The following is an 18,435-nucleotide window of genomic DNA, read 5'->3' on the forward strand; positions in this document are numbered from 1 at the left end:
TCCTTCGTTCGATGAAACTCCAGTTTACCCCTAGGGGTAAGGGTGGTCGTGGTGGCCGAAGCCGAACGGCCTCGGCCACCACTGTGTTGCTCGAGATCGGTGACACTCAGCTGTGCGAGAAGCCGATCTTGGGCAGTACTGCTCGTAGCCACGTGGGTGACCACCATGCGGCGTGGCCGGTCAGGCGCAGGAGAACCGGCAGCAGAACCAAGCGGATGAGAATGGCGTCCAACAGTACGGCGACACCCAGAATGATGCCCATCTCCTTGGGTGGCAGTGGTTCGGCGAGCGCGAACGAGAAGAACACCGCGATCATCACCGCGGCCGCCGCGAAGATAACCCGTCCCGAGTGCGCCATTCCGTCGACCTGAGAACCGTGTGGATCACCGGTGTTCTCGTAGTGTTCCTTGACGCTCGACAGCAGAAACACCGTGTAGTCCATCGCAATTGCGAAGATCATCGCGAAGAAGAACACCGGTCCCCAGCCGTTCAGGAAGCCCTGCGGGGTGAATCCGAGCAGCGACGAGCCGTGACCGTCTTGGAAGATCAGCTTGGCCACACCGAAGGCCGCTCCGGTGGACAGCAGGCTGACCACCGTGCCGAGCAGGGCGATCAGCGGTGCCTGCAGCGCAATCAGCAGCAACAGGAATCCGAGCACGAGGATCACCGACACCACGATCGGCAGATACTCGTTCAACGCAGACTGCAGATCCAGGTTCTCCGCCGGTGCACCGCCGACGATCGCACCCTCGGGCAGCTCGGCGCGCAAGGCGTCGAGCGTGGTCTCGAGTGCGGGGTCCGACGGGTCCACGTTCGGGATCGCCTGCAGCATGACGAAGTCGGATCCGTCCATGGCGGGCATCGGCGGCGTCACCATCGATACGCCGGCCACGCTCGCTGCGATCTGCGCGGTCTGCTCCGCCTCCGCCGTGGGGGCGATGATCTGCAGCATGCCTGGTGCACCCTCACCCATCTGCGCCTGCACCAATTCGTAGCCCTGCCGGACCGGAGCATCCTCGGGCACAACCGAAATGGACGGCATGGCGACCTTCAGACCCAGCGCCGGAATCGACAGCGCCACCAGAATCAACAGCGAACCGATGGCGAACGGCCACGGATGCTTGTGCAACAACTGACCCCAGGACGCGAACTTCGGCGAGCGATGCACCTGTCGCTTCGCGTACGGGAGGGACCCGGCATTGACCTTCGGTCCGAGCTTGCCCAGAACTGCGGGAAGCAGGGTGAGTGTGGCAGCGAGCACGAACACCACCGCGAGCATGATGCCCACCGCCATCGTGCGCACAGCAGGTGCAGGTACCAGGAGTACGGCCGACAAACTGATCAACACTGTCAGTCCCGACAGCAGGACGGCTTTGCCTGCCGTATCCATGGTTTCGGCCACCGCGCGTCGTGAGTCGATTCGTCCGGCGTCGATCGTCTTCCGCAGGGCATCCCGGAATCGCACGACGAGGAACAGCGCGTAGTCGATACCGAGCGCCAGCGCGAACATCATCGCAAAGTTCATGGCCCACACCGAGATCGGCGTGATCTCGTTCAGCAGAACCAGACCACCCGCGGATGCAACCAGACCGGCCAGCGTCAACAGCAGAGGCAGGCCCGCAGCGACGAGCGAACCGAATGCGAGCACCATAATCGCCAACGTGACCGGCCAGGAGATGATTTCGGCCTTGATCATCGCGTCGTGGTTGGCCTTGTTGAAGTCACTCCACAGCGCGGAGGCTCCCGTCGGGTAGACCTCTATCGAATCCGTGGAGGCCGCGGTCAACTCGCCTTTGAGATCGTCGACCGCCTTCACCATCTCGTCGGTCGTCCCGTTCGCTCCACCGATGAGGATTCCGGTGTGCCCGTCCGGGCTGATCGACATCCCCGGTTGCGGGGCGATGACCTCGGAAATTCGCGAGTCGGCGGCCAGAATGTCGGTGACCTCGGAAATGACAGCTGCCACAGCAGGATCGGTCACCTGCTCGGTGTCCGAGTGCACGACCACCTGTATCGCGGCCGAGGAGTTCCCACCGAAATGCTCCTGGGCAAGTTCCCGAACCTGGACCGACTCCGATCCGTTGGATTGCCAGCCGGCACCGGCGAGAGAGCCGAACACCGACGGGGCAAATGCTCCCAATCCGATGATGACCACGAGCCACGCCGTCACCACCCACTTGAAATTGCCGGCCATGCGCGCACCGAAGCGCGCCAACGGCCCGCCGGTGATCCCTGGCGGCGAGCTGTCTGCAGAACTCTCGTCGGTTCGAACGTCCGTAGAACTCACATCATGTCCTTACTGGTCGGGAAGATGGAGGAACCCTAGCATGGTACCCCAGGGGGTATGCTGAATGTTGACACCTACCCCCTGGGGTATACATGTGGTGCCGCACCACACTCACAGAATCGAGGACCGAACTCATGTCATGCACCGACACCCTCACCGGCCCCGGCGGACCGAGTATCGAACGCGCAGTCCCCGCACTGGCGGGCACCATGATCCTCGCCAGCCTCGCCGCCGGTTCCCTTCACAACCGCCGCTGGCATGCCCTGACAGCATTCGTCGGTGGCAATCTGCTGCTGTATTCTGCAGTCGGATGGTGCCCGGCCAGCTTGGCAATGCGGCGACTGGGGATGCGCCAGAGCACAATGACCCCGGCCCGGTGAACCGCTACAGGACCCGCCCTACGCCGTGGCAGTGGGTCGGCTACGCCTTCGGTCGTCCTCTTCCCTCGACCATGACGGACTGGGTGGCCCACGATCTGACGGGTGATCACGCCGTCGTTCGGCACCTCATTCGCGGCCAGGTTCCGTTTCTTCCCATCTACGCCGTGTTCATGTTCTTTCCGGGTGAGCTGTGGTTGCGTGGTGCCATGGTGCTTCTCGCGGTCCTGCTCTCGGTGTTCTTCACCGCCTCGTACATGGAAGAGAATCGGCAACGCCGCCTCGTGCGGCACATGCTGCCGCACGATCTGACGAACCCCCGCAAAGCGCAGGAATCGGAACTGGTCAAGAAGCGTTATCTCGCGGCGCACCCCGAGTCCGGGGCCTCACGCACCGCCGCGGCACCCATCGCTCCCGGCCGGGAGCACTGAGCGATGGTCGTCGATCCAACGCACCGTCTCGCCCGGTGGCAGCGATTCTGGGACAAGCAAGCGGCCGGTTACGACAAGCACATGACCTTTCTCGACCGAGTCCTCTTCCGCGACACCAGGTCCTGGATCTGCAGTCGCGCCCGAGGCCAGGTTCTCGAGGTCGCAGTGGGAACTGGACTCAATCTCGAGCACTACCCGGCAGGGACGTCGTTGACCGGAATCGAGTTGAGCCCGGACATGCTCGCGCAGGCGCATACTCGGGCCGCCGGCGTCAGACCCGACGCTCGCCTAGCTCTCGGGGACGCTCACGCTCTGGATTTTCCCGATGCATCTTTCGACACCGTGGTGTGCACGTTCTCGCTCTGCGCCATCCCCGCCACGGACATCGCGCTCGCGGAAATGTCGCGAGTGCTGCGTCCAGGTGGAACGTTGCTCCTCGCCGATCACGTCGCCTCGTCGATCCGGCCGGTTCGATGGATCCAACGCCTTCTGGAACTGGTGAGCGTCCCGGTCGGTGGCGAGCACTTTCTGCGCCGGCCCTCGCTCGCGATCGCCGGTGACGAGAGCTTCTCCATCGAGGACATCGACCGGTTCACTCTCGGTCTCGTCGAGCGTCTTCACGCCCGAAAGGTGTCCTGAACGGGCAATTACGATGGCCGCGGCACGAATTGCCGGCCACGCCCCGGTACATCGGTCTCGACGAACTCGAGAAGTCGTTTTTTACAGTCCACCCACGCTTGTCGCGCGCCCACGGCGAGCGACCCAGGAAGTAGGGCCAACGAGATCAGCACACCGGTACTTCGCGACGACGCCGAGACACTGGAACGACTGTCAGTTTCAGAAGACGGCTGCACGATGTCAGAAGTGCACTGCAGTGCAACTCCGAGTTCTCGAGCACACGTCCGGCCGTATCCAGTGAGCGCTGCGATCCCTGACTGGATAGCGCATTGATGGTGAAATTTCGCATCAAGTTTTATTGGCCGTCGGTGAGCTGCGGGTCTAGCGTCGCGGCCGGCCATGGACGGCTGTTGTCGCGCGAAGTGCTCGATCGGACACTTGCGGCATGGGCGGCGAGAAAGTTGTCGACGATTTGGATGCAGTCGTCGGCGTGGATGTGGCGCAGTCCTGTGAGGCGAGCGAACACTATCGGTCCGAGGAGCTGAATGAGGGCGAAGGTGGTGTCGATCTCGCCGAGCACAGCGCGGGCGTCAGGGGCCGTCAGGATCTGATCCAGGGACCTGCGGTATTGCTCTATGACACGGGCCCGAAGCGAGACCACCGCGCCAGGATCGAGATCGCGCCGGCTGGCGTCGCCGCTGTTGACGGGTCCCATTGCCAGCCAGGCCAGCGTGGTCATCTGCACCGGAGCTTGTTCGATGAGGTCGGCTTGGGTGGTGAGCAACGAAATCAGACGTTCGCGTAGCGGACCGGTATCGATATCGGTGTCGACTGGGGGTAGTAGTCGCTCGAAGGTTGCAGCAAGCAGGTCAGTGGTACTTCCGAAGTGGCGGTACAGCGTGGCACGCGCAACCTTCGACATGCGGGTGACCGCCTCCACGGTGACCGCCTCGACACCGCCGGTGGCCAGCAGCTGGCCCGCCGCTTCGAGTAACCGGTTACGTGAGCGCGCCAGCCGGGGGTCGGCCGGGCCCTCGGCCGCAACGAGAGGGTCGACCATGAACGGGCTCCGCTCCATTTGACTGACAAGACATGTCCTCGCATGACCATTCTGTCACACCCGCAAAGTTATGATACTAATAGTCTCGTACCGAGACGATCAGTCTCGAACTGGGAGGCTGGCCGTTGAACGAACGTAGATCCGACTCTGCCAGCGTCGCTCGATGGAGCGGTGCCCAGTGGTGGATGTTGATTGTGTCGTGCATGGCAGTCGCGTTAGTGGTGGCCGCAATGGCGGCATTGTATTCAGCGTTGCCACAGATCGCGGTCGCGACAGGGGCGACGCAAGCTCAACTGACCTGGATAGTCGACGGTTATACGCTGGTTTTGGCGTGCTTCGTTCTGCCTGCCGGTGCGATCGGTGACCGGTACGGTCGCCGCGGGGTGCTCGTGGCGGGGTTGGCGTTGTTCGCTTTCGCGTCGGCCTTGCCCTTGTTTCTCGCCGACCCGGCGTGGCTGATCGCTGCTCGCGCGTTGGCTGGGGCGGGTGCGGCGCTGGTCATGCCCTCGACGCTGTCGATACTGACCGCGGGATTTCCACCGGCGCATCGCGGTCGCGCTGTAGGTGTGTGGGCCGGGGTTGCTGGATCCGGGGCGGTCCTGGGCATCCTCGGGGCTGGTGTGCTGCTCGAACAGTGGTCGTGGACCTCGGTGTTCGTCGGGTTGACCGTCGCCGGAGCGGTTCTGGCCGGGTTGGCATGCAGTATCGCGGAGTCCCGCCAGCAGGAGCATCCACCGGTCGATTGGGTGGGCGCGGTGACCGTAGTTGTCGCGGTCGGGGCGATCGTCTTCGCTGTGATCGAGGTTCCGGCCCGTGGCTGGTCGGATTCGCTCGTCGCCATCAGCACTGCGGTGGGCTTGTTCGCAGTTGTGGTGTTCGTCGTCGTAGAACTACGTTCCTCGGCACCCCTACTCGATGTCCGGTTGTTCGCCCGCCGTGGCTTCGGTGCCGGCGCACTGTCGGTCTGTATCCAATTTCTGGTGACCTTCGGGGTGTTCTTGCTGTTGGTGCAGTATCTGCAGTTGATTCTCGGTTATGGACCGCTCACCGCCGCGTTGGCGTTGACCCCTATGGTCGTGCCGCTCATCGTGATCTCGGTGATTGCACCCTGGCTGTCGAACATTGTTGGCCTGCGGGTGATGACCACTGTAGGTCTGCTCACCATCGCGGCGGGACTGGTGATGGTGAGCAGACTGACCGTCGCGGCGACTTACCCTGACCTGCTGTGGCCCTTGCTCATCATGAGTGCGGGTTTGGGGTTGTGTACCGCCCCTGCGACTTTCGCCATCGTCTCGGACACTCCTGAGGCCAAGCACGGGGTGGCTGCCGCGGTCAACGACGCAGCTCGCGAAATCGGTGCCGCGATTGGGATTGCGGTAGCCGGTAGCGTGCTCGCGGCCGGTTACGTTCAGCACATTCAGCCGGCTCTGCCCCAGCTACCCGAGCCTGCCCGTGGTCCGGTGGCCGATTCTCTGGCCGCCGCGTTACAGGTCGCCGACCGCGCAGGACCAGCTGGTCAGCCGCTGGCCGAGTTCGCCAGAGCCGCATTCGTACACGGAAGTGGTCAGGCGACACTGGCGTTGGCGGCGCTGACCGCCGCTGGGGCACTCGTCCTCGCCGTCTTTGCGCCAGGTAGACGCAGCCGTACGACAGCCACCGCGGGTGATGGACGTCGGTGAAGGTCGGCCAGGGTGTCTATTCTTCGGTGTGATTCGTGTCCGTGGCCCGGAGTTGGGCTCGGGCTTGGGACTGCATGAAGTGTTCGACCTCGACCACCACGAACAGGGCAGTAGCGGTGGCTACCGAGCGGCCCTGCGCATCGTCCATCGTGGCCGTGAGATCCAGTTTGCGCCCATCACGAGACCGAACGGCAGCACGCAATACGTATGGAGTGCCGAGCAGAACCGGCGCCAGGTAGTCGAGCTCGAGACGCCGCGTCACGGCGAGCTCACCCACTGTGTAGAGCAGGAAGCCGAACAGATCGTCGAGAACGGTCGCCACCGCGCCTCCGTGTGCTATCCCGGGTGCCCCGACATGACGTTGATCGAACACATGGTGAGCCACCACGCCGTTCTCGTCACGCTGGACCGACAGGGCGTGGCCGTGCGGGTTCTGCGGCCCACAACCAAGACAGTCGGGGTGGTGGGGCGGTAGATCAGGCGACTCGGAAGTCGTGCTCCAGAACGAGCGCGCCCAGTTCTCGACAGCGGGGCCGGCCGACCCGCTGACCTCGTCTGGAATTCTTTTCATGGTCGGACCTCTCTGTCGTGAAACCGTGCCGAGTCTGTCGCGTCTTCGCGCGCTCGGCCTGCACCGCAGCATCCGGTCGGGCGTTCGTCCGACCGGTCGGCGCACTCGCCCCCGCCATGATTACCACGAGCGGGAGTCTTCTCACTCAACGCACCGCCCGGCCCGATAGCGCACACGACGCGGCCGTCGAGCCGAAAATGGTGACCGCGAAACATCGAGGGCTTCCGTCGGCGGGCTGAATTGTTGTCGGCGTGGGGCAGGGATCAGGGTCTGTTGCCGAGCAACGACACGGCATCGATGCAGCGTCCACCGAGAGGCGTCCGACTGTTCCGTCCGGCAACTCCTCGGTCGTTCGGTGTTTCCGCACGCCTGGGGCGATCCGGCACGAGCGGCTGCAGCACAGTGCGATGCGCCGTGCACCGCGCGCCGTCGAACGCCGATGGGCATCATGTCGTGGTGGCGGCCAGCGAGCGTGAAGCAGACTCCAGGGACTCCACCAGGATCAGCTCGAGTGCAGGCAGTTTGGCAGCCGACACGGCCACCGCAGCTGCGCGTGTTCGCACATCGAGACCGCGTTGTGTTCCGGCGCGGGCAGTTTCGGTCCAGGCCTGGGCGCAGTGATCGGCGGCCGCCGCGAGGTCTGCGGTAGCGGGATCACCGGTCAGACGTGCAATCTCGGTACAGCCGTCGGCGAGAAGCCGACGAAAGAGCCCGCCTCCGGTTCCGGCCTTTTCGATGAAGATACCGAGACTGAACAGCAGCGTCTCGAGGTCATCGGGCGGAAGGTCGACCCAGCTCTTCACGTCGGTTGCCAGCTGGTCGACCGCGGCCAATCCTTCGGCACCGGCCGCTGGTACGTGGTCGGCTATTCCCGGTGTCGATGGGGCGCGCATGCTGGCGGCGGATCGGGCAAAGGCCGCGGCCGCGGCAGTCGACACGGGCGGCAGTGTCTGCGGCCATGTGATTCGGTACGTGCAGTGACGTGTCGGTTGCGGGAACGAGGTGGAAGATCGCGCCCGAGCGAGCGCGTCGAGCGGGATCTCCTGCACATCGGCCCGATCGTTGTCGACGACCGAGGCAGTCCCCCCGATCTCGTCGTAGCCGATCACCACGATGTCGTGGCGACTCATCTGCAGTTTCACCCGTAAGTAGGGCAGTTCAGCGATATCGGCCCAGACCAGACTGGGTCGTCCCGCATCGATGTCGTCGCGAACCCATGACCATCCCTCAGCGGGATCGTCGGTCGTGAGAACCTCGACTTGTCCGCCGAGCCTGCGCGGCAAGACGATCTCGAAGTCGGCACCGCGGCCGACCAGGTACATCGGTGGGACCAGGTCGTCCGATCGCAGGTAGGACAAACCGAGATCACCACCCAGTGCGAACACCAACCCCTCGTCGGGTGGTCCGTCCCATCCCAGACCGTGCCACTGGAGAAGGTCTCGCATTGCACCTGACCCGCAGTGCCCTCCCATCCGGTGGGGATAGTTCTCGATCAGAGTCGTGCGGGTCACTGTGGCTGCCTTTCGGGTGGATGGTCGAGCGCGCATGTCGGCATCCTCAGCTGTTCCGGATTCTGTCGAGATACGTTCGGCGAGCAGCCATGTCGACGTCCGCGAGGAACACCGAATCTGTGTTCAGGGCCGCACCCAGTCCGGTCACCAGACGCCGGGGGACGAATTTCACCGCCGCGACCATTGCGCCTGCGAGACGGGTGACGCGGACGAAGGGGCGTGGATTCTCGATCAGATCTGCTGTCGCGCGGGCGATCTCCTCCGGCTCGGCGTTGCGTAATCCCTTTGCGCCGGCGGTTCCGGCGACGAGTTCGGTGTTGGTGAACGTCGGGCGGACTGTGGACAGTCGAACCCCTGACTTGCGATACTCCAGTCGTGCGGCCTCTGTGAATCCGATGACTGCGAACTTGGTAGCGCAGTAGGTCGCCAAACCAGGTACCGCGAGCTCGCCGGCCAATGACGCAGTGTTGATGATGTGTCCGGTGCGGCGCGGCAGCATGCGCTGAAGAGCCAGTTTGGTCCCGAAGATGACCCCCAGGACATTGATCTCGACTTGACGCCGGGTTACTGCATCGTCCTCTTCGTGGGCGTGGCCGGTAGGCATGATGCCCGCGTTGTTGATCAGGATGTCGAGGGGTCCGAGTTCACGTTCGACCAGGTCCAGAAACGTTGTGAACGAGTCAGGTTCGGTGACGTCGAGTCGGGTGACGACCTTCACCCCGAGTTCGGCGGCGGCCTCCTTCGCACGTGCCTCGTCGATGTCGCCGATGGCGACCCGGTGGCCTCGTCGAATCAACTCCTTCGCTGTCTGATAGCCGATGCCGCGAGCTCCACCTGTGATCGCCACGGTCCTGGCGGGGGTGTGAGGTGCGTTGTTCATCATGCTGCGCTCCTTGCATAGATAAGAGACATCGGTAGACGCCGTTCGGGCCGCTCTCGCGGTAGCGGTTGCGCACACAGGAGAGGGATATGGGTATCGCGCGTCGTCTCGTGCCCGGGGAGGCGTTCGGATCGGTCGTTCATCGCCCGCAGCCGCAACCCCAGCGGCAGAACGGGTCTCGTCTGTTCGGTGCAACTTCCGGTGCCCGGCCTCAACACGGCCGCGGCGACGAGACAGTCATGTGGCACAGCTCTGCCAGCAGGTGTCGGCTCACCCGATTCGAAGGTGTCCGAGGCGGTCCGAGTGTTCACGATCGCGATTGTTCGCGGAGAGAACTCCGACCGATCGGCAGTCGGCCGCGATACGGGGTTCGGCGCGTATGTTCTCACCGCTTGTGTTCATCGAGACTCCCGCGGCGAGTTTCGATCCCCGGGAGTTTCGCCCGGCCGGGTGCGGCCGGTGAAAACATCATCGAGTGGGTGAGCGCCCGTGAAGATCGTGGGGCCGTAGGCGTGCCGAAGCACCGTCAAGATCGCGTTCAAGGGTAGGTCATCGAAGACTCCTCGCTCGCGGACATACTCCATGTGCTGAGCTCCGTCTGCGGTGAAGGCATGCATGAGAGCATCGCGATCGCCGTCGAATTCCACTGGCGGCACGCCGAAACGAGCGCACAACTCGACATTGAATGCCGGCGTGGCCTTCAACCACCGGCCCTCGATGTAGAGGCGACTGTAGCCGTGGTAGACGAACAGGTCGGTGCCGCCCATCAGCGCGCGCAACGTCTCGGTCTGCAGGTGATTTCGGACGTCGGCGAAACCGAGCAGTGCCGGGATACCCGCCGCCCGGCACACTGCGGTCAACAGCACCGCCTTCGGGACGCAATAAGCGCGCCCGGTCTCGAGGACGAAGCTCGCTCGATAGTGGGCAGGATCGTCCGACACGGTGTACGGGTCGTACCAGATCCGGTCGCGGACGGCGGCGAAGAGGCGTCTGGCCTTGTCACGGTCGCTGCTCGCATCCCCGATTGCCGCGGCGGTGAACGCCCGCACGGATTCGTGCTCGATGTCGAGGAAGTCCGTTGCTCCCAGATACGCGTGTGGTGGCTGCGTCGTATGTGCCCCGGGCGGGCGGTCTGTCATGGTCATCGCTGATGTTCCCTTTTCTGAGCAAACCGGTTGCTGTTGTGTGCACAACGACCGAAGGATCGGTCAGTTGCGCGCGAGTCCGCCGAGCATCAGGTCTTCGCGTTGGACGGAGAGTCGCTGGGCGATCACCCGTTTGCTGTACATGAACTCGCGCGGGCGACCTATGCAGTCGGCGGCAATGAGCTCACCGGCCTGGAGATAGAAGCAACTGAAATCACTGTCACGGGTGGGGTCACCGCTGAGAACCACTTCGTCGTATCCGGTGTTGAGGCCGGCGATCTGCAGCTTGAAGTGATACTGATCTGACCAGAACCACGGCAACGCTTCGATTTTTCTGGACTTCCCGCAGGCGGTCGAGGCAGCGACTTTGGCCTGCTCTCCTGCGCTCGAGACGGACTCCAACCGTAGTCGACGGCCGTAACGGGCCATGTCGTGGCTCGCGCAGTCCCCCGCCGCCATGATGTCGGGGTCGTTGGTCCGAGTGTGATCGTCGATCACGATGCCGTTGTCGATGACAAGACCCGCATCGGCGGCGAGGTCGGTGTTCGGCTCGACGCCGACACCGACGATGACCAGATCTGCGGGGATCGATTCCCCGCTGGCCAAACTGACTTCGCGAACCTCACGGTCACCGGACAGGCCTTCGACCATCGCGTTCGTTCTGATGTCGACTCCCTGCTCGCGATGTATCCGCTCGAAGAACGTCGATACCTCGGGAGCAGTGACCCGCTCGAGCACACGCCCAGTTGCCTCGAGAACTGTGACCTGCACGCCCAGTGCGCGCAGCGATGCCGCTGTCTCGAGTCCGATGTAGCCGCCTCCGACGATCACCACCCGCCGGCCAGGGCCGGTGGCCATACGGATCCTCTCGACGTCCGCTGCGGTACGTAGGTAGTAGACCCCGTGGAGATCGGCCCCGGGAACGGTGAGCCGACGAGGGCGGGCTCCCGTGCACAGCGCGAGCTTGTCGTAGGCCAGCTTCTCCCCGGTGTCGAGAACGACGTTGCCTTCCGACCGAACGATGGCCTCCACCTGCGCGTTCAGGAGCTGAATACCTTGCTTGGAGTAGAAGTCCGTGCTGCGAATGGCGATATCGTCGAGTACGCATTTGCCCGCCAGGTATGCCTTCGACAGCGGGGGGCGTTGATAGGGAGTGGCAGACTCGTTACCGATGAGGACGATCTCGCCTGTCCAACCTTCTTGGCGCAAACTAGCTGCCAGTTGTGCCCCAGCATGGCTTGCGCCGACGATGATCGCCCGTTGCGATGTCATGCGCTGGAAGTAGGCGTCAGGCGCACCATCATCTTGCTGATGCCCCGCACGAAATTCGACTGAACGTACTCGGGGTCGCCGACGACCTCGATGTTCTCGAAGCGGGGAAGCAACTCCTCCCACAGAATCCGCAGCTGCATTTCGGCCAGCCGATTGCCCATACACCGGTGTACACCGAATCCGAACGCGATGTGATTGCGCGCATTGGCACGATCGATGATGAAATCATCAGGATTCTCGAAAACGCGTTCGTCGCGGTTACCCGAGGCGTACCACATCACCAATTTGTCACCCTTGCGGATGAATTGTCCGTTCAGAACGGTGTCGGCTTTGGCGATTCGGCGCATGTACGCCAAGGGTGTTTGCCATCGGATGATTTCCGAGTTCATGTTGGGGATCAAATCGGGATTGGCCTTCAATTTCTCGAACTGGTCGGGGAATTGGTTCAACGCAAGAACGCCACCGCTCATCGAGTTTCGCGTCGTGTCGTTCCCACCGACGATCAGCAGGACGAGGTTGCCCAGAAATTCCATCGGACGATCGATCAGATCCTTGGTGTCCTCGTTGCTCTGCAACATGGTGATCAGATCGAAACCGGACTCTTCCCCTGCAGACCTCCTGGCTGCTTTGTCATGCCAGAGAGCGCTGAGGCCACGGGCCATGTCACGCATGCCCTCGAACACCTCGTCGTTGTCCGAGGGCCCACCGTTGGCTTGCTCCATCGAGGTTGCCAAATCGGACCAGTAGACGAGTGTGCGGCGTTGTTCGTAAGGGAAATCCAGAAGAGTTGCGAGCATCCGAGCTGTCAACTCGATCGAGACATTCTGCACCCAGTCGAACGGCTCGTTCAAGGGGAGGTCGTCCAGCACCTCCCGTACCCGCGATCGGATCAGTCCCTCCATCTCCCGGAGGTTTTTCGGTGCGACAACCCCCTGGACGGCAGCGCGCTGCTTGTCGTGGCGTGGCGGGTCCATCGCGATGAACATCTCGATATCGAGAAACCGGGGCGGGACGCCGATGACGATGAACGGTTCGGCCGAGAACACAGCGTGATTCTTGTCGACGGCCACGATATCGGCATGGCGCGTGACCGACCAGAACGGGCCGAACGGACTGTTGGGTTGGTAATGAACCGGTGCCTCGTTCCGCACGCGCTCGAAGTACGACTGCCACCGCCCTTGTCTGTAAAGAAAGGGGTTACTGAGGTCGATGTCGGCGAGCTCGACATCCTCGACCGGTGGAATGGGACTTTCGACGAAAATCTTCTTGCCATTCGTGCCAGTCACCCACCGTCGGGTCTTGTCGTACAGATGAGCGCCCTGGATCTGCAGCCCTATAGGGATGGTCGACTGGACCTTGTCGGTGATCGACTCAGAAACTTTCATGCTGTCGTGCCTGCCTTTCACACATCACAATTGGAATTCAGGTGTTCGAACGATCAGGCCATCCCACGCTTCCGAGGCCACCATCTGGCACGACAACCGAGACGTGGGTTCACGCTCGGGGTTCATCGCCAGCATCTCCTCCTCGTTGGCACCGGACAGACCCACCTCTCCTGACCACTGCGGGTCGACGATCACATGGCAGGTGCCACAGGCCGTTTCGCCCCCACAGTCTCCATCGATCCCCGGCACAGCATTGTCGGTTGCAATCTGCATCAACGATCGACCTTCGACCAAGCCCGCCTCGTGCTTCTCACCATCGTGGGCGACGAAAGTTACAACTGCCATGTCAACTCCTCAATTTTCTTCCGCGATTGATAACAGTGTCGCCGCAAACGTGAATGGCGGCCATGTTACGTAGAGTCAAAAACTTGTGAATTCGGGTCAGACGGTTCGCCCCAGAGATCCGACCTGAGTCCACTCCAGATGTGGAGTGCGACAACTCTGCGCTCCGCACGAAGGCATCGAGCGACTGGGCTCCTGTTTCGAAATGCGCGCTCACCAAGTACTTCTTTCACCGCGAAGCCGTCTCACCGGCGACCAGATGGCCATTTCGGATCTCGACGATAGGCAATCTCAGTCCACCCGGAGCGTCCACCGGAACAACGGGCGAGTTGGGGGCGATGGGATCGAGCCGCTGATACGGAAGCCCCTGTGCCGGACGAAGATCCAGCTCGCCCTTGTTCGGCCACAGTGCGGCGGACCGCTCGGCCTGCGCACTGATGGTCAGCGACGGATTGACCCCGAGGTTTGCCGACACGGCCGCCCCGTCCACCACGCTCAGCGTCGGGTAGCCGTGGACGCGGTGGTACGGATCGATGACGCCGTGCGCCGAATCCGAGGCGATGGCGCAGCCGCCGAGGAAGTGGGCGGTGAGCGGAATGTTGAACAGCTCTCCCCAGGTACCGGCCGCGAGGCCGCCGATCTTCTTGGCGATCCGCCGGGTGGCGTCGTTGCCTTCGGGGATCCACGTCGGATTCGGCTCCCCGTGGCCCTGCCTGCTGGAGATCGTGCGGCCGAACGGCCCACGCTTGGTGAACGTGGTGATCGAGTTGTCCAGGTTCTGCATCACCAGCGCGATGATGGTGCGCTCGCTCCAGTGCCGGACGTTGACGACGCGGACGAACTGAATCGGATGCGCGATCATCGCGAACACGAATTTGAGCCAACGCGGAATCTTTCCTCCGCCGTCGGTCATCAGGGTCTGCAGCATGCCCATCGCGTTCGAACCCTTGCCGTAGCGGCACGGCTCGATGTGCGTGTTGGGGCTGGGGTGGAACGAGGACGTGATGGCAACGCCACGCGTGAGATTCATCGACGGGTCCACCTCGTATTTGGCCGCTCCGACGATCGACTCGGAGTTGGTACGCGTCAGTTCGCCGAGTGTGTCCGACAGCTTGGGCAGCGCGCCGGTGTCTTTCATCTTGTGCAGCAGGTTCTGAGTGCCCCAGGTACCGGCTGCCAGAACGACATTGGCCGCGCTGTAGGTCTTCTTGCCCTTGCGGAGCCGAGCGCCGGTGCGCTCGGTGTCGACATCCCAGGTGCCGTCGGATCGGGGGCGCAGGCCGGACACCGTCGTCATCGGCACGATCTCGGCTCCTGCGCGCTCGGCGAGACCGAGGTAGTTCTTGAGCAGGGTGTTCTTGGCTCCGTGGCGGCAACCGGTCATGCACTCACCACATTCGATGCAACCGGTGCGCTCGGGGCCTGCGCCGCCGAAGTACGGGTCCGGGACGGTCTTGCCGGGCTCGTCACCGAAAAACACGCCCACCGGTGTCTGAATGAAAGTGTCGGCGACGCCCATGTCCTCGGCGACCGACTTCATCACCTCGTCGGCAGGGGTCATGTGCGGATTGCGCACCACGCCCAGCATGCGGGTGGCCTGGTCGTAGAACGGCGAGAGCTCACTGCTCCAGTCGGTGATGTGCGCCCACTGCTTGTCCTCGAAGAACGGTGTCTGCGGCTTGTAGAGGGTGTTCGCGTAGTTCAGCGATCCACCGCCCACTCCGGCACCGGCGAGGATGAGGCAATCGCGCAGCAGGTGTACGCGCTGGATGCCGTACAGACCGAGTTTCGGTGCCCACAGGAAACGCTTGAGATCCCAACTGTTCTTCGCGAAGTCCTTGTCCTCGAAGCGTTGCCCGGCTTCCAGGATCCCGACGCGGTACCCCTTCTCCACCAGCCTCAGCGCGGTGACACTTCCGCCGAAGCCCGAACCGACGATCAGAACGTCGTAATCGATTGAACTGCTCGGTGGCGTCGCCATGGCGTCTCCTTCTGGTTCTTCAAACCGGATAACTGCTCCTCGCCCCAGGGGCCTGGACCCCAGCGCAAGAGTGCGCCCCCTCGACGGTGAGACCAAAGCCGACCGCCTGCCTACCCGGGCACACTACTATACAGACGATGACTTTTTGTCCAATTAATTGACAGATGCAGCCTGCGTGTACAGATACTAGTGATGCAGCTCATCAACCACAAGCCGCTGACGCTTCCGTCACCGGCGAGCCGAACCGAAAGGAGCCGGTGCGTCAGAAGCCAGCAAGGAGGGCTCTGACGAGAAGCCGAGGTGCACAGGCGGCGGGGCAAGCCCCGAGATCGACAAGCTAGATCCGCAGCGATCGTCACCGAAATGGCGTGCCGCTCCAGAATTGAACTACCAGGGTAGGTATGACACTAAAATGATATCGACTCATTTGATGGAAACACTTGTGGACGAGATGGAGGACAGGAAGGCAGAGTTGACCGAGAATATCTCTTCATTCATAAGTGCATCAATCCATGAAATGAACGGCAATGCAGACGCAACCGGACTTCTACACACCAGTGTGAAAGCCAACATCAATGCGGCTATCGACTTCCTGGCCGACAGGACTGAGCACGACAACTTGCGAGCTCCGCATGCCGCCCTGTGCCATGCTCGCGTTCTCGCACACACGCATGTCCCGCTGACGGCGCTCGCCCGCGCTTATCACCTGGGCCAATCGAGATTTCTTGAGCATGTCCTGTTCTCGCTCTCGCGAGCTACGCACACGTTGGCCGCGAATCAACTTGCGCATCTGGTCAGCAGGTCTGCCGTCTTCATAGACCGCGTGTGTCAGGACGCATGTTCAGAATACGAAGCGGAGAAATCGAAGATACGTGAAGAAAATAGTTCTGTAAACACGGAACTCGAACGCGCAATGTCGCCATCATGCACAGATCCTTTGGACGCATACAAAATCGATTCATATTACAATCTCACAGGAAACCCTATTGCCATTGAGTTTTGGACGAATGACCGGGAACCATTCCCGAGCAAGTCCTGGCACCAGCTCGTAGATACCGTTAACGTCAGACTCGGTACGATCGGTCGACCGCAAGTCAACAGTAAAGGCGATGCCCGATCCCTGGTTTGGTTTCCGATAATTCACGCCGGAAGGATTTGCCTTGAAAGCGTTACAGACGTTCTTCAGAAGTACGGCCGAATTCGAGCAGCAATTGGAACCGTGCAGAGTGGTGAAAATGGTTTTCGGAAGACAGCCAGGCAGGCAGAGCGCGCGGCCCGCGTGGTTTCGGACGGCAAGGTCGATATCAGTCCGGTGGTAACTTTCGAGGAAGTTGCAGCCATCACTCTTCTGCTCGAAGATCCGGAAAGCCTAAGGGCTCTAGCGGAAGACTCACTCGGAGGCTTGCTTCTGGACAGTGCGCGGAACCGCTGGCTCCGCGAGACCTTGCGAGTCTACCTGGCAAACAACTGTAGCGTTACCGCGACCGCTCACGACATGACGATCCATCGCAACACGGTCAAATACCGCATCCGACAAGCAGCGAAAGAGTGCGGTTGCAAGCTGGACGATGCCGGCATCCTCATGAACCTCAGGATTGCGCTGGATGCCGCGTGGTGGACACCCAGCACAGTACTCAAATTACCCATACCGCTCGGCTCAGTAGACGCACGGTTGACGGTTTGAGCAGGGTGGCTGCGACCCGGCTCAAACCTTCCAGGTTTCCAGCGCCACGTTCGTCAGACTCCATTGCCATGCTGATTCACGATTGTTGCTATCAGAATATCGAATGCCGCATTCGGTGAAAGCGACTTGATTCGGTCATTGATATCCATTTCTTTGCCCTCGATTCCTTCACTTGTCGCAATGTTCGCCGCATTTGATTCGACAGATCCTTCGGACGTCTCCAAGATTCGACCGGCCCACACTCCGGCTGGCGAAGGATCAGTAGCAAGATACTGCTCGCAGTCGGTCAGTATATGACATTTCATGCAAGAGTCCGCTGCAGTTTTATGACGCGCAGCTCGCTGAGCAACCGTCTCGTAGGGTGGATCGGATTCGTAGTCCCACAGTTCGGGCTCCCCCTGGCAGGGTGTGACCAGCACCCGACCACGAACTGCGAGACGGTCCAATGCTCGATTCAAGGTTGATTCCTTTAAATACGGGAGCGAACTCGATACGACCTAGTTGTACGATAGCCATTCCTCATGTGTCAAAGAGGGAAGGATGAGTTGTGCATAAAGAACAAGGACTCCTTGCGACTTTGGCCAACTTGGACATATCACAGAACGGTGCCGATCCAGTACGATCGACACCACGACGACGGCTTCTTCAGGCCTCCATGAATGCAGTGGAAATCGAGGTATCGTGCTGGATTTTGTATTCTTCACATTGACACCGCTCCTACTGTTAATGTTGGCACCCGCGTGGATTCCGTTGACTTACCATGGGTGCGCGAGTCTGATCGAACGCCGAAATATTCGCGACGTGAAAACCAGCCAGATGTAGGTCGAGCTACGCAGACGAGGGGTGTGCGTAGCCGACCTCTGCAATGGAGAGCTTTTCTGACGCCACACGCCGGCAGTTGTGCCGAGTTGCATGCTCTGCGTTCGCTGCACGCCGCTCGGGAAACCTACCGAAAGAACAGATGAGTTCTTCGTAGGTGTTCGGCTCACCGCTGCGCCTGGTTCGTTCGCCCGCCGATAACGCCACTGGTCGCATCGCTGGCAGCATCGACGCGCTGGCGACAGCGACATCATCCCCCACCACCAATGTCCGAACGCGCCTAGACTTCTATTCATGAGTTCCGTCCACACTGCGCGGAGATATTGTCAAGACCTGTGGATGAGGGTGTTTCAGGCGACCTCCGTTTCGCTTGATTCGTCGGGCTCAGCGGGT

Annotated in this window: 16 protein-coding genes; 5 read left to right on the plus strand and 11 right to left on the minus strand. The window is 61.8% G+C overall.

Annotated features, from left to right (window positions below; genetic code table 11):
* Positions 1–106 precede the first annotated feature (106 nt).
* Positions 107–2,287: an MMPL family transporter gene (locus tag AC1Q6C_RS30700; protein WP_054186659.1), complete on the minus strand. Its 2,181-nt coding sequence runs from the start codon at positions 2,285–2,287 to the stop codon at positions 107–109.
* A 134-nt stretch (positions 2,288–2,421) separates the two neighbouring features.
* On the opposite strand from AC1Q6C_RS30700, the gene AC1Q6C_RS30705 reads away from it, so the two are divergent.
* From AC1Q6C_RS30705 to AC1Q6C_RS30715, 3 genes are read left to right on the plus strand one after another with little or no spacing between them, the layout of a single operon-like run.
* Positions 2,422–2,667, plus strand: a complete 246-nt coding sequence (locus AC1Q6C_RS30705) for a YgaP family membrane protein (RefSeq protein WP_042926020.1) — start codon at positions 2,422–2,424, stop codon at positions 2,665–2,667.
* Complete coding sequence (locus AC1Q6C_RS30710) at positions 2,664–3,095, plus strand: DUF5313 family protein (RefSeq protein WP_042925988.1); 432 nt, start codon at positions 2,664–2,666, stop codon at positions 3,093–3,095. The genes AC1Q6C_RS30705 and AC1Q6C_RS30710 overlap by 4 nt, the downstream gene beginning before the upstream one ends.
* Positions 3,096–3,098: 3 nt before the next feature.
* The gene (locus AC1Q6C_RS30715) at positions 3,099–3,734 is read left to right on the plus strand and encodes a class I SAM-dependent methyltransferase (protein WP_042925990.1); all 636 of its coding nucleotides are present in this window, start codon (positions 3,099–3,101) and stop codon (positions 3,732–3,734) included.
* Positions 3,735–4,068: 334 nt separating this feature from the next.
* Here the strand turns inward: AC1Q6C_RS30715 and AC1Q6C_RS30720 are convergent, their stop codons facing one another.
* On the minus strand, positions 4,069–4,773 hold the full coding sequence (locus AC1Q6C_RS30720; RefSeq protein WP_042925992.1) for a TetR/AcrR family transcriptional regulator: 705 nt from the start codon (positions 4,771–4,773) through the stop codon (positions 4,069–4,071).
* Between the two features lie 203 nt (positions 4,774–4,976).
* Here AC1Q6C_RS30720 and AC1Q6C_RS30725 point away from each other — a divergent pair, with 203 nt between their 5' ends.
* On the plus strand, positions 4,977–6,452 hold the full coding sequence (locus AC1Q6C_RS30725) for an MFS transporter (protein WP_372510032.1): 1,476 nt from the start codon (positions 4,977–4,979) through the stop codon (positions 6,450–6,452).
* A gap of 16 nt (positions 6,453–6,468) precedes the next feature.
* Here the strand turns inward: AC1Q6C_RS30725 and AC1Q6C_RS30730 are convergent, their stop codons facing one another.
* The 8 genes from AC1Q6C_RS30730 to AC1Q6C_RS30765 all read right to left on the minus strand — a co-directional run bounded on the left by AC1Q6C_RS30730 (position 6,469) and on the right by AC1Q6C_RS30765 (position 15,539).
* Positions 6,469–7,023: a PaaI family thioesterase gene (locus AC1Q6C_RS30730; RefSeq protein ID WP_042925998.1), complete on the minus strand. Its 555-nt coding sequence runs from the start codon at positions 7,021–7,023 to the stop codon at positions 6,469–6,471.
* A gap of 446 nt (positions 7,024–7,469) precedes the next feature.
* Entirely contained in the window at positions 7,470–8,534 is a 1,065-nt protein-coding gene (locus tag AC1Q6C_RS30735) for a BtrH N-terminal domain-containing protein (RefSeq protein ID WP_042926000.1), read from the minus strand.
* Between the two features lie 46 nt (positions 8,535–8,580).
* Positions 8,581–9,417: an SDR family oxidoreductase gene (locus tag AC1Q6C_RS30740; protein WP_054186658.1), complete on the minus strand. Its 837-nt coding sequence runs from the start codon at positions 9,415–9,417 to the stop codon at positions 8,581–8,583.
* 395 nt (positions 9,418–9,812) lie between these two features.
* Entirely contained in the window at positions 9,813–10,553 is a 741-nt protein-coding gene (locus tag AC1Q6C_RS30745; protein WP_054186661.1) for a transglutaminase-like domain-containing protein, read from the minus strand.
* Between the two features lie 69 nt (positions 10,554–10,622).
* A complete protein-coding gene (locus AC1Q6C_RS30750) occupies positions 10,623–11,831 on the minus strand; it encodes an NAD(P)/FAD-dependent oxidoreductase (protein WP_042926002.1) in 1,209 nt (402 codons plus the stop codon).
* Entirely contained in the window at positions 11,828–13,216 is a 1,389-nt protein-coding gene (locus tag AC1Q6C_RS30755) for a cytochrome P450 (RefSeq protein WP_042926022.1), read from the minus strand. Before AC1Q6C_RS30755 ends, AC1Q6C_RS30750 begins: the two co-directional genes overlap by 4 nt.
* A gap of 24 nt (positions 13,217–13,240) precedes the next feature.
* Entirely contained in the window at positions 13,241–13,561 is a 321-nt protein-coding gene (locus AC1Q6C_RS30760) for a 2Fe-2S iron-sulfur cluster-binding protein (RefSeq protein ID WP_042926005.1), read from the minus strand.
* Positions 13,562–13,787: 226 nt separating this feature from the next.
* Complete coding sequence (locus tag AC1Q6C_RS30765) at positions 13,788–15,539, minus strand: FAD-dependent oxidoreductase (RefSeq protein ID WP_042926008.1); 1,752 nt, start codon at positions 15,537–15,539, stop codon at positions 13,788–13,790.
* Between the two features lie 430 nt (positions 15,540–15,969).
* Between AC1Q6C_RS30765 and AC1Q6C_RS30770 the strand changes: the two genes are divergently transcribed.
* The gene (locus tag AC1Q6C_RS30770) at positions 15,970–17,223 is read left to right on the plus strand and encodes a PucR family transcriptional regulator (RefSeq protein ID WP_042926010.1); all 1,254 of its coding nucleotides are present in this window, start codon (positions 15,970–15,972) and stop codon (positions 17,221–17,223) included.
* Positions 17,224–17,276: 53 nt separating this feature from the next.
* Here AC1Q6C_RS30770 and AC1Q6C_RS30775 read toward each other — a convergent pair whose 3' ends face one another.
* Positions 17,277–17,681 (minus strand): hypothetical protein, encoded by a 405-nt coding sequence (locus tag AC1Q6C_RS30775; protein ID WP_128638070.1) that lies wholly within the window; start codon positions 17,679–17,681, stop codon positions 17,277–17,279.
* Between the last annotated feature and the right edge of the window lie 754 nt (positions 17,682–18,435).

The sequence above is a fragment of the Rhodococcus sp. MT28 genome, assembly GCF_058792695.1.

Excerpts from the sequence above, each read along its gene's own strand:
- AC1Q6C_RS30755 (WP_042926022.1), bottom strand. The coding sequence starts at position 13,216 with ATGAAAGTTTCTGAGTCGATCACCGACAAGGTCCAGTCGACCATCCCT.
- AC1Q6C_RS30770 (WP_042926010.1), top strand. The coding sequence starts at position 15,970 with ATGGAAACACTTGTGGACGAGATGGAGGACAGGAAGGCAGAGTTGACC.
- AC1Q6C_RS30715 (WP_042925990.1), top strand. The coding sequence starts at position 3,099 with ATGGTCGTCGATCCAACGCACCGTCTCGCCCGGTGGCAGCGATTCTGG.
- AC1Q6C_RS30760 (WP_042926005.1), bottom strand. The coding sequence starts at position 13,561 with ATGGCAGTTGTAACTTTCGTCGCCCACGATGGTGAGAAGCACGAGGCG.
- AC1Q6C_RS30740 (WP_054186658.1), bottom strand. The coding sequence starts at position 9,417 with ATGATGAACAACGCACCTCACACCCCCGCCAGGACCGTGGCGATCACA.
- AC1Q6C_RS30725 (WP_372510032.1), top strand. The coding sequence starts at position 4,977 with ATGGCAGTCGCGTTAGTGGTGGCCGCAATGGCGGCATTGTATTCAGCG.
- AC1Q6C_RS30730 (WP_042925998.1), bottom strand. The coding sequence starts at position 7,023 with ATGAAAAGAATTCCAGACGAGGTCAGCGGGTCGGCCGGCCCCGCTGTC.
- AC1Q6C_RS30750 (WP_042926002.1), bottom strand. The coding sequence starts at position 11,831 with ATGACATCGCAACGGGCGATCATCGTCGGCGCAAGCCATGCTGGGGCA.
- AC1Q6C_RS30720 (WP_042925992.1), bottom strand. The coding sequence starts at position 4,773 with ATGGTCGACCCTCTCGTTGCGGCCGAGGGCCCGGCCGACCCCCGGCTG.
- AC1Q6C_RS30765 (WP_042926008.1), bottom strand. The coding sequence starts at position 15,539 with ATGGCGACGCCACCGAGCAGTTCAATCGATTACGACGTTCTGATCGTC.
- AC1Q6C_RS30745 (WP_054186661.1), bottom strand. The coding sequence starts at position 10,553 with ATGACAGACCGCCCGCCCGGGGCACATACGACGCAGCCACCACACGCG.
- AC1Q6C_RS30705 (WP_042926020.1), top strand. The coding sequence starts at position 2,422 with ATGTCATGCACCGACACCCTCACCGGCCCCGGCGGACCGAGTATCGAA.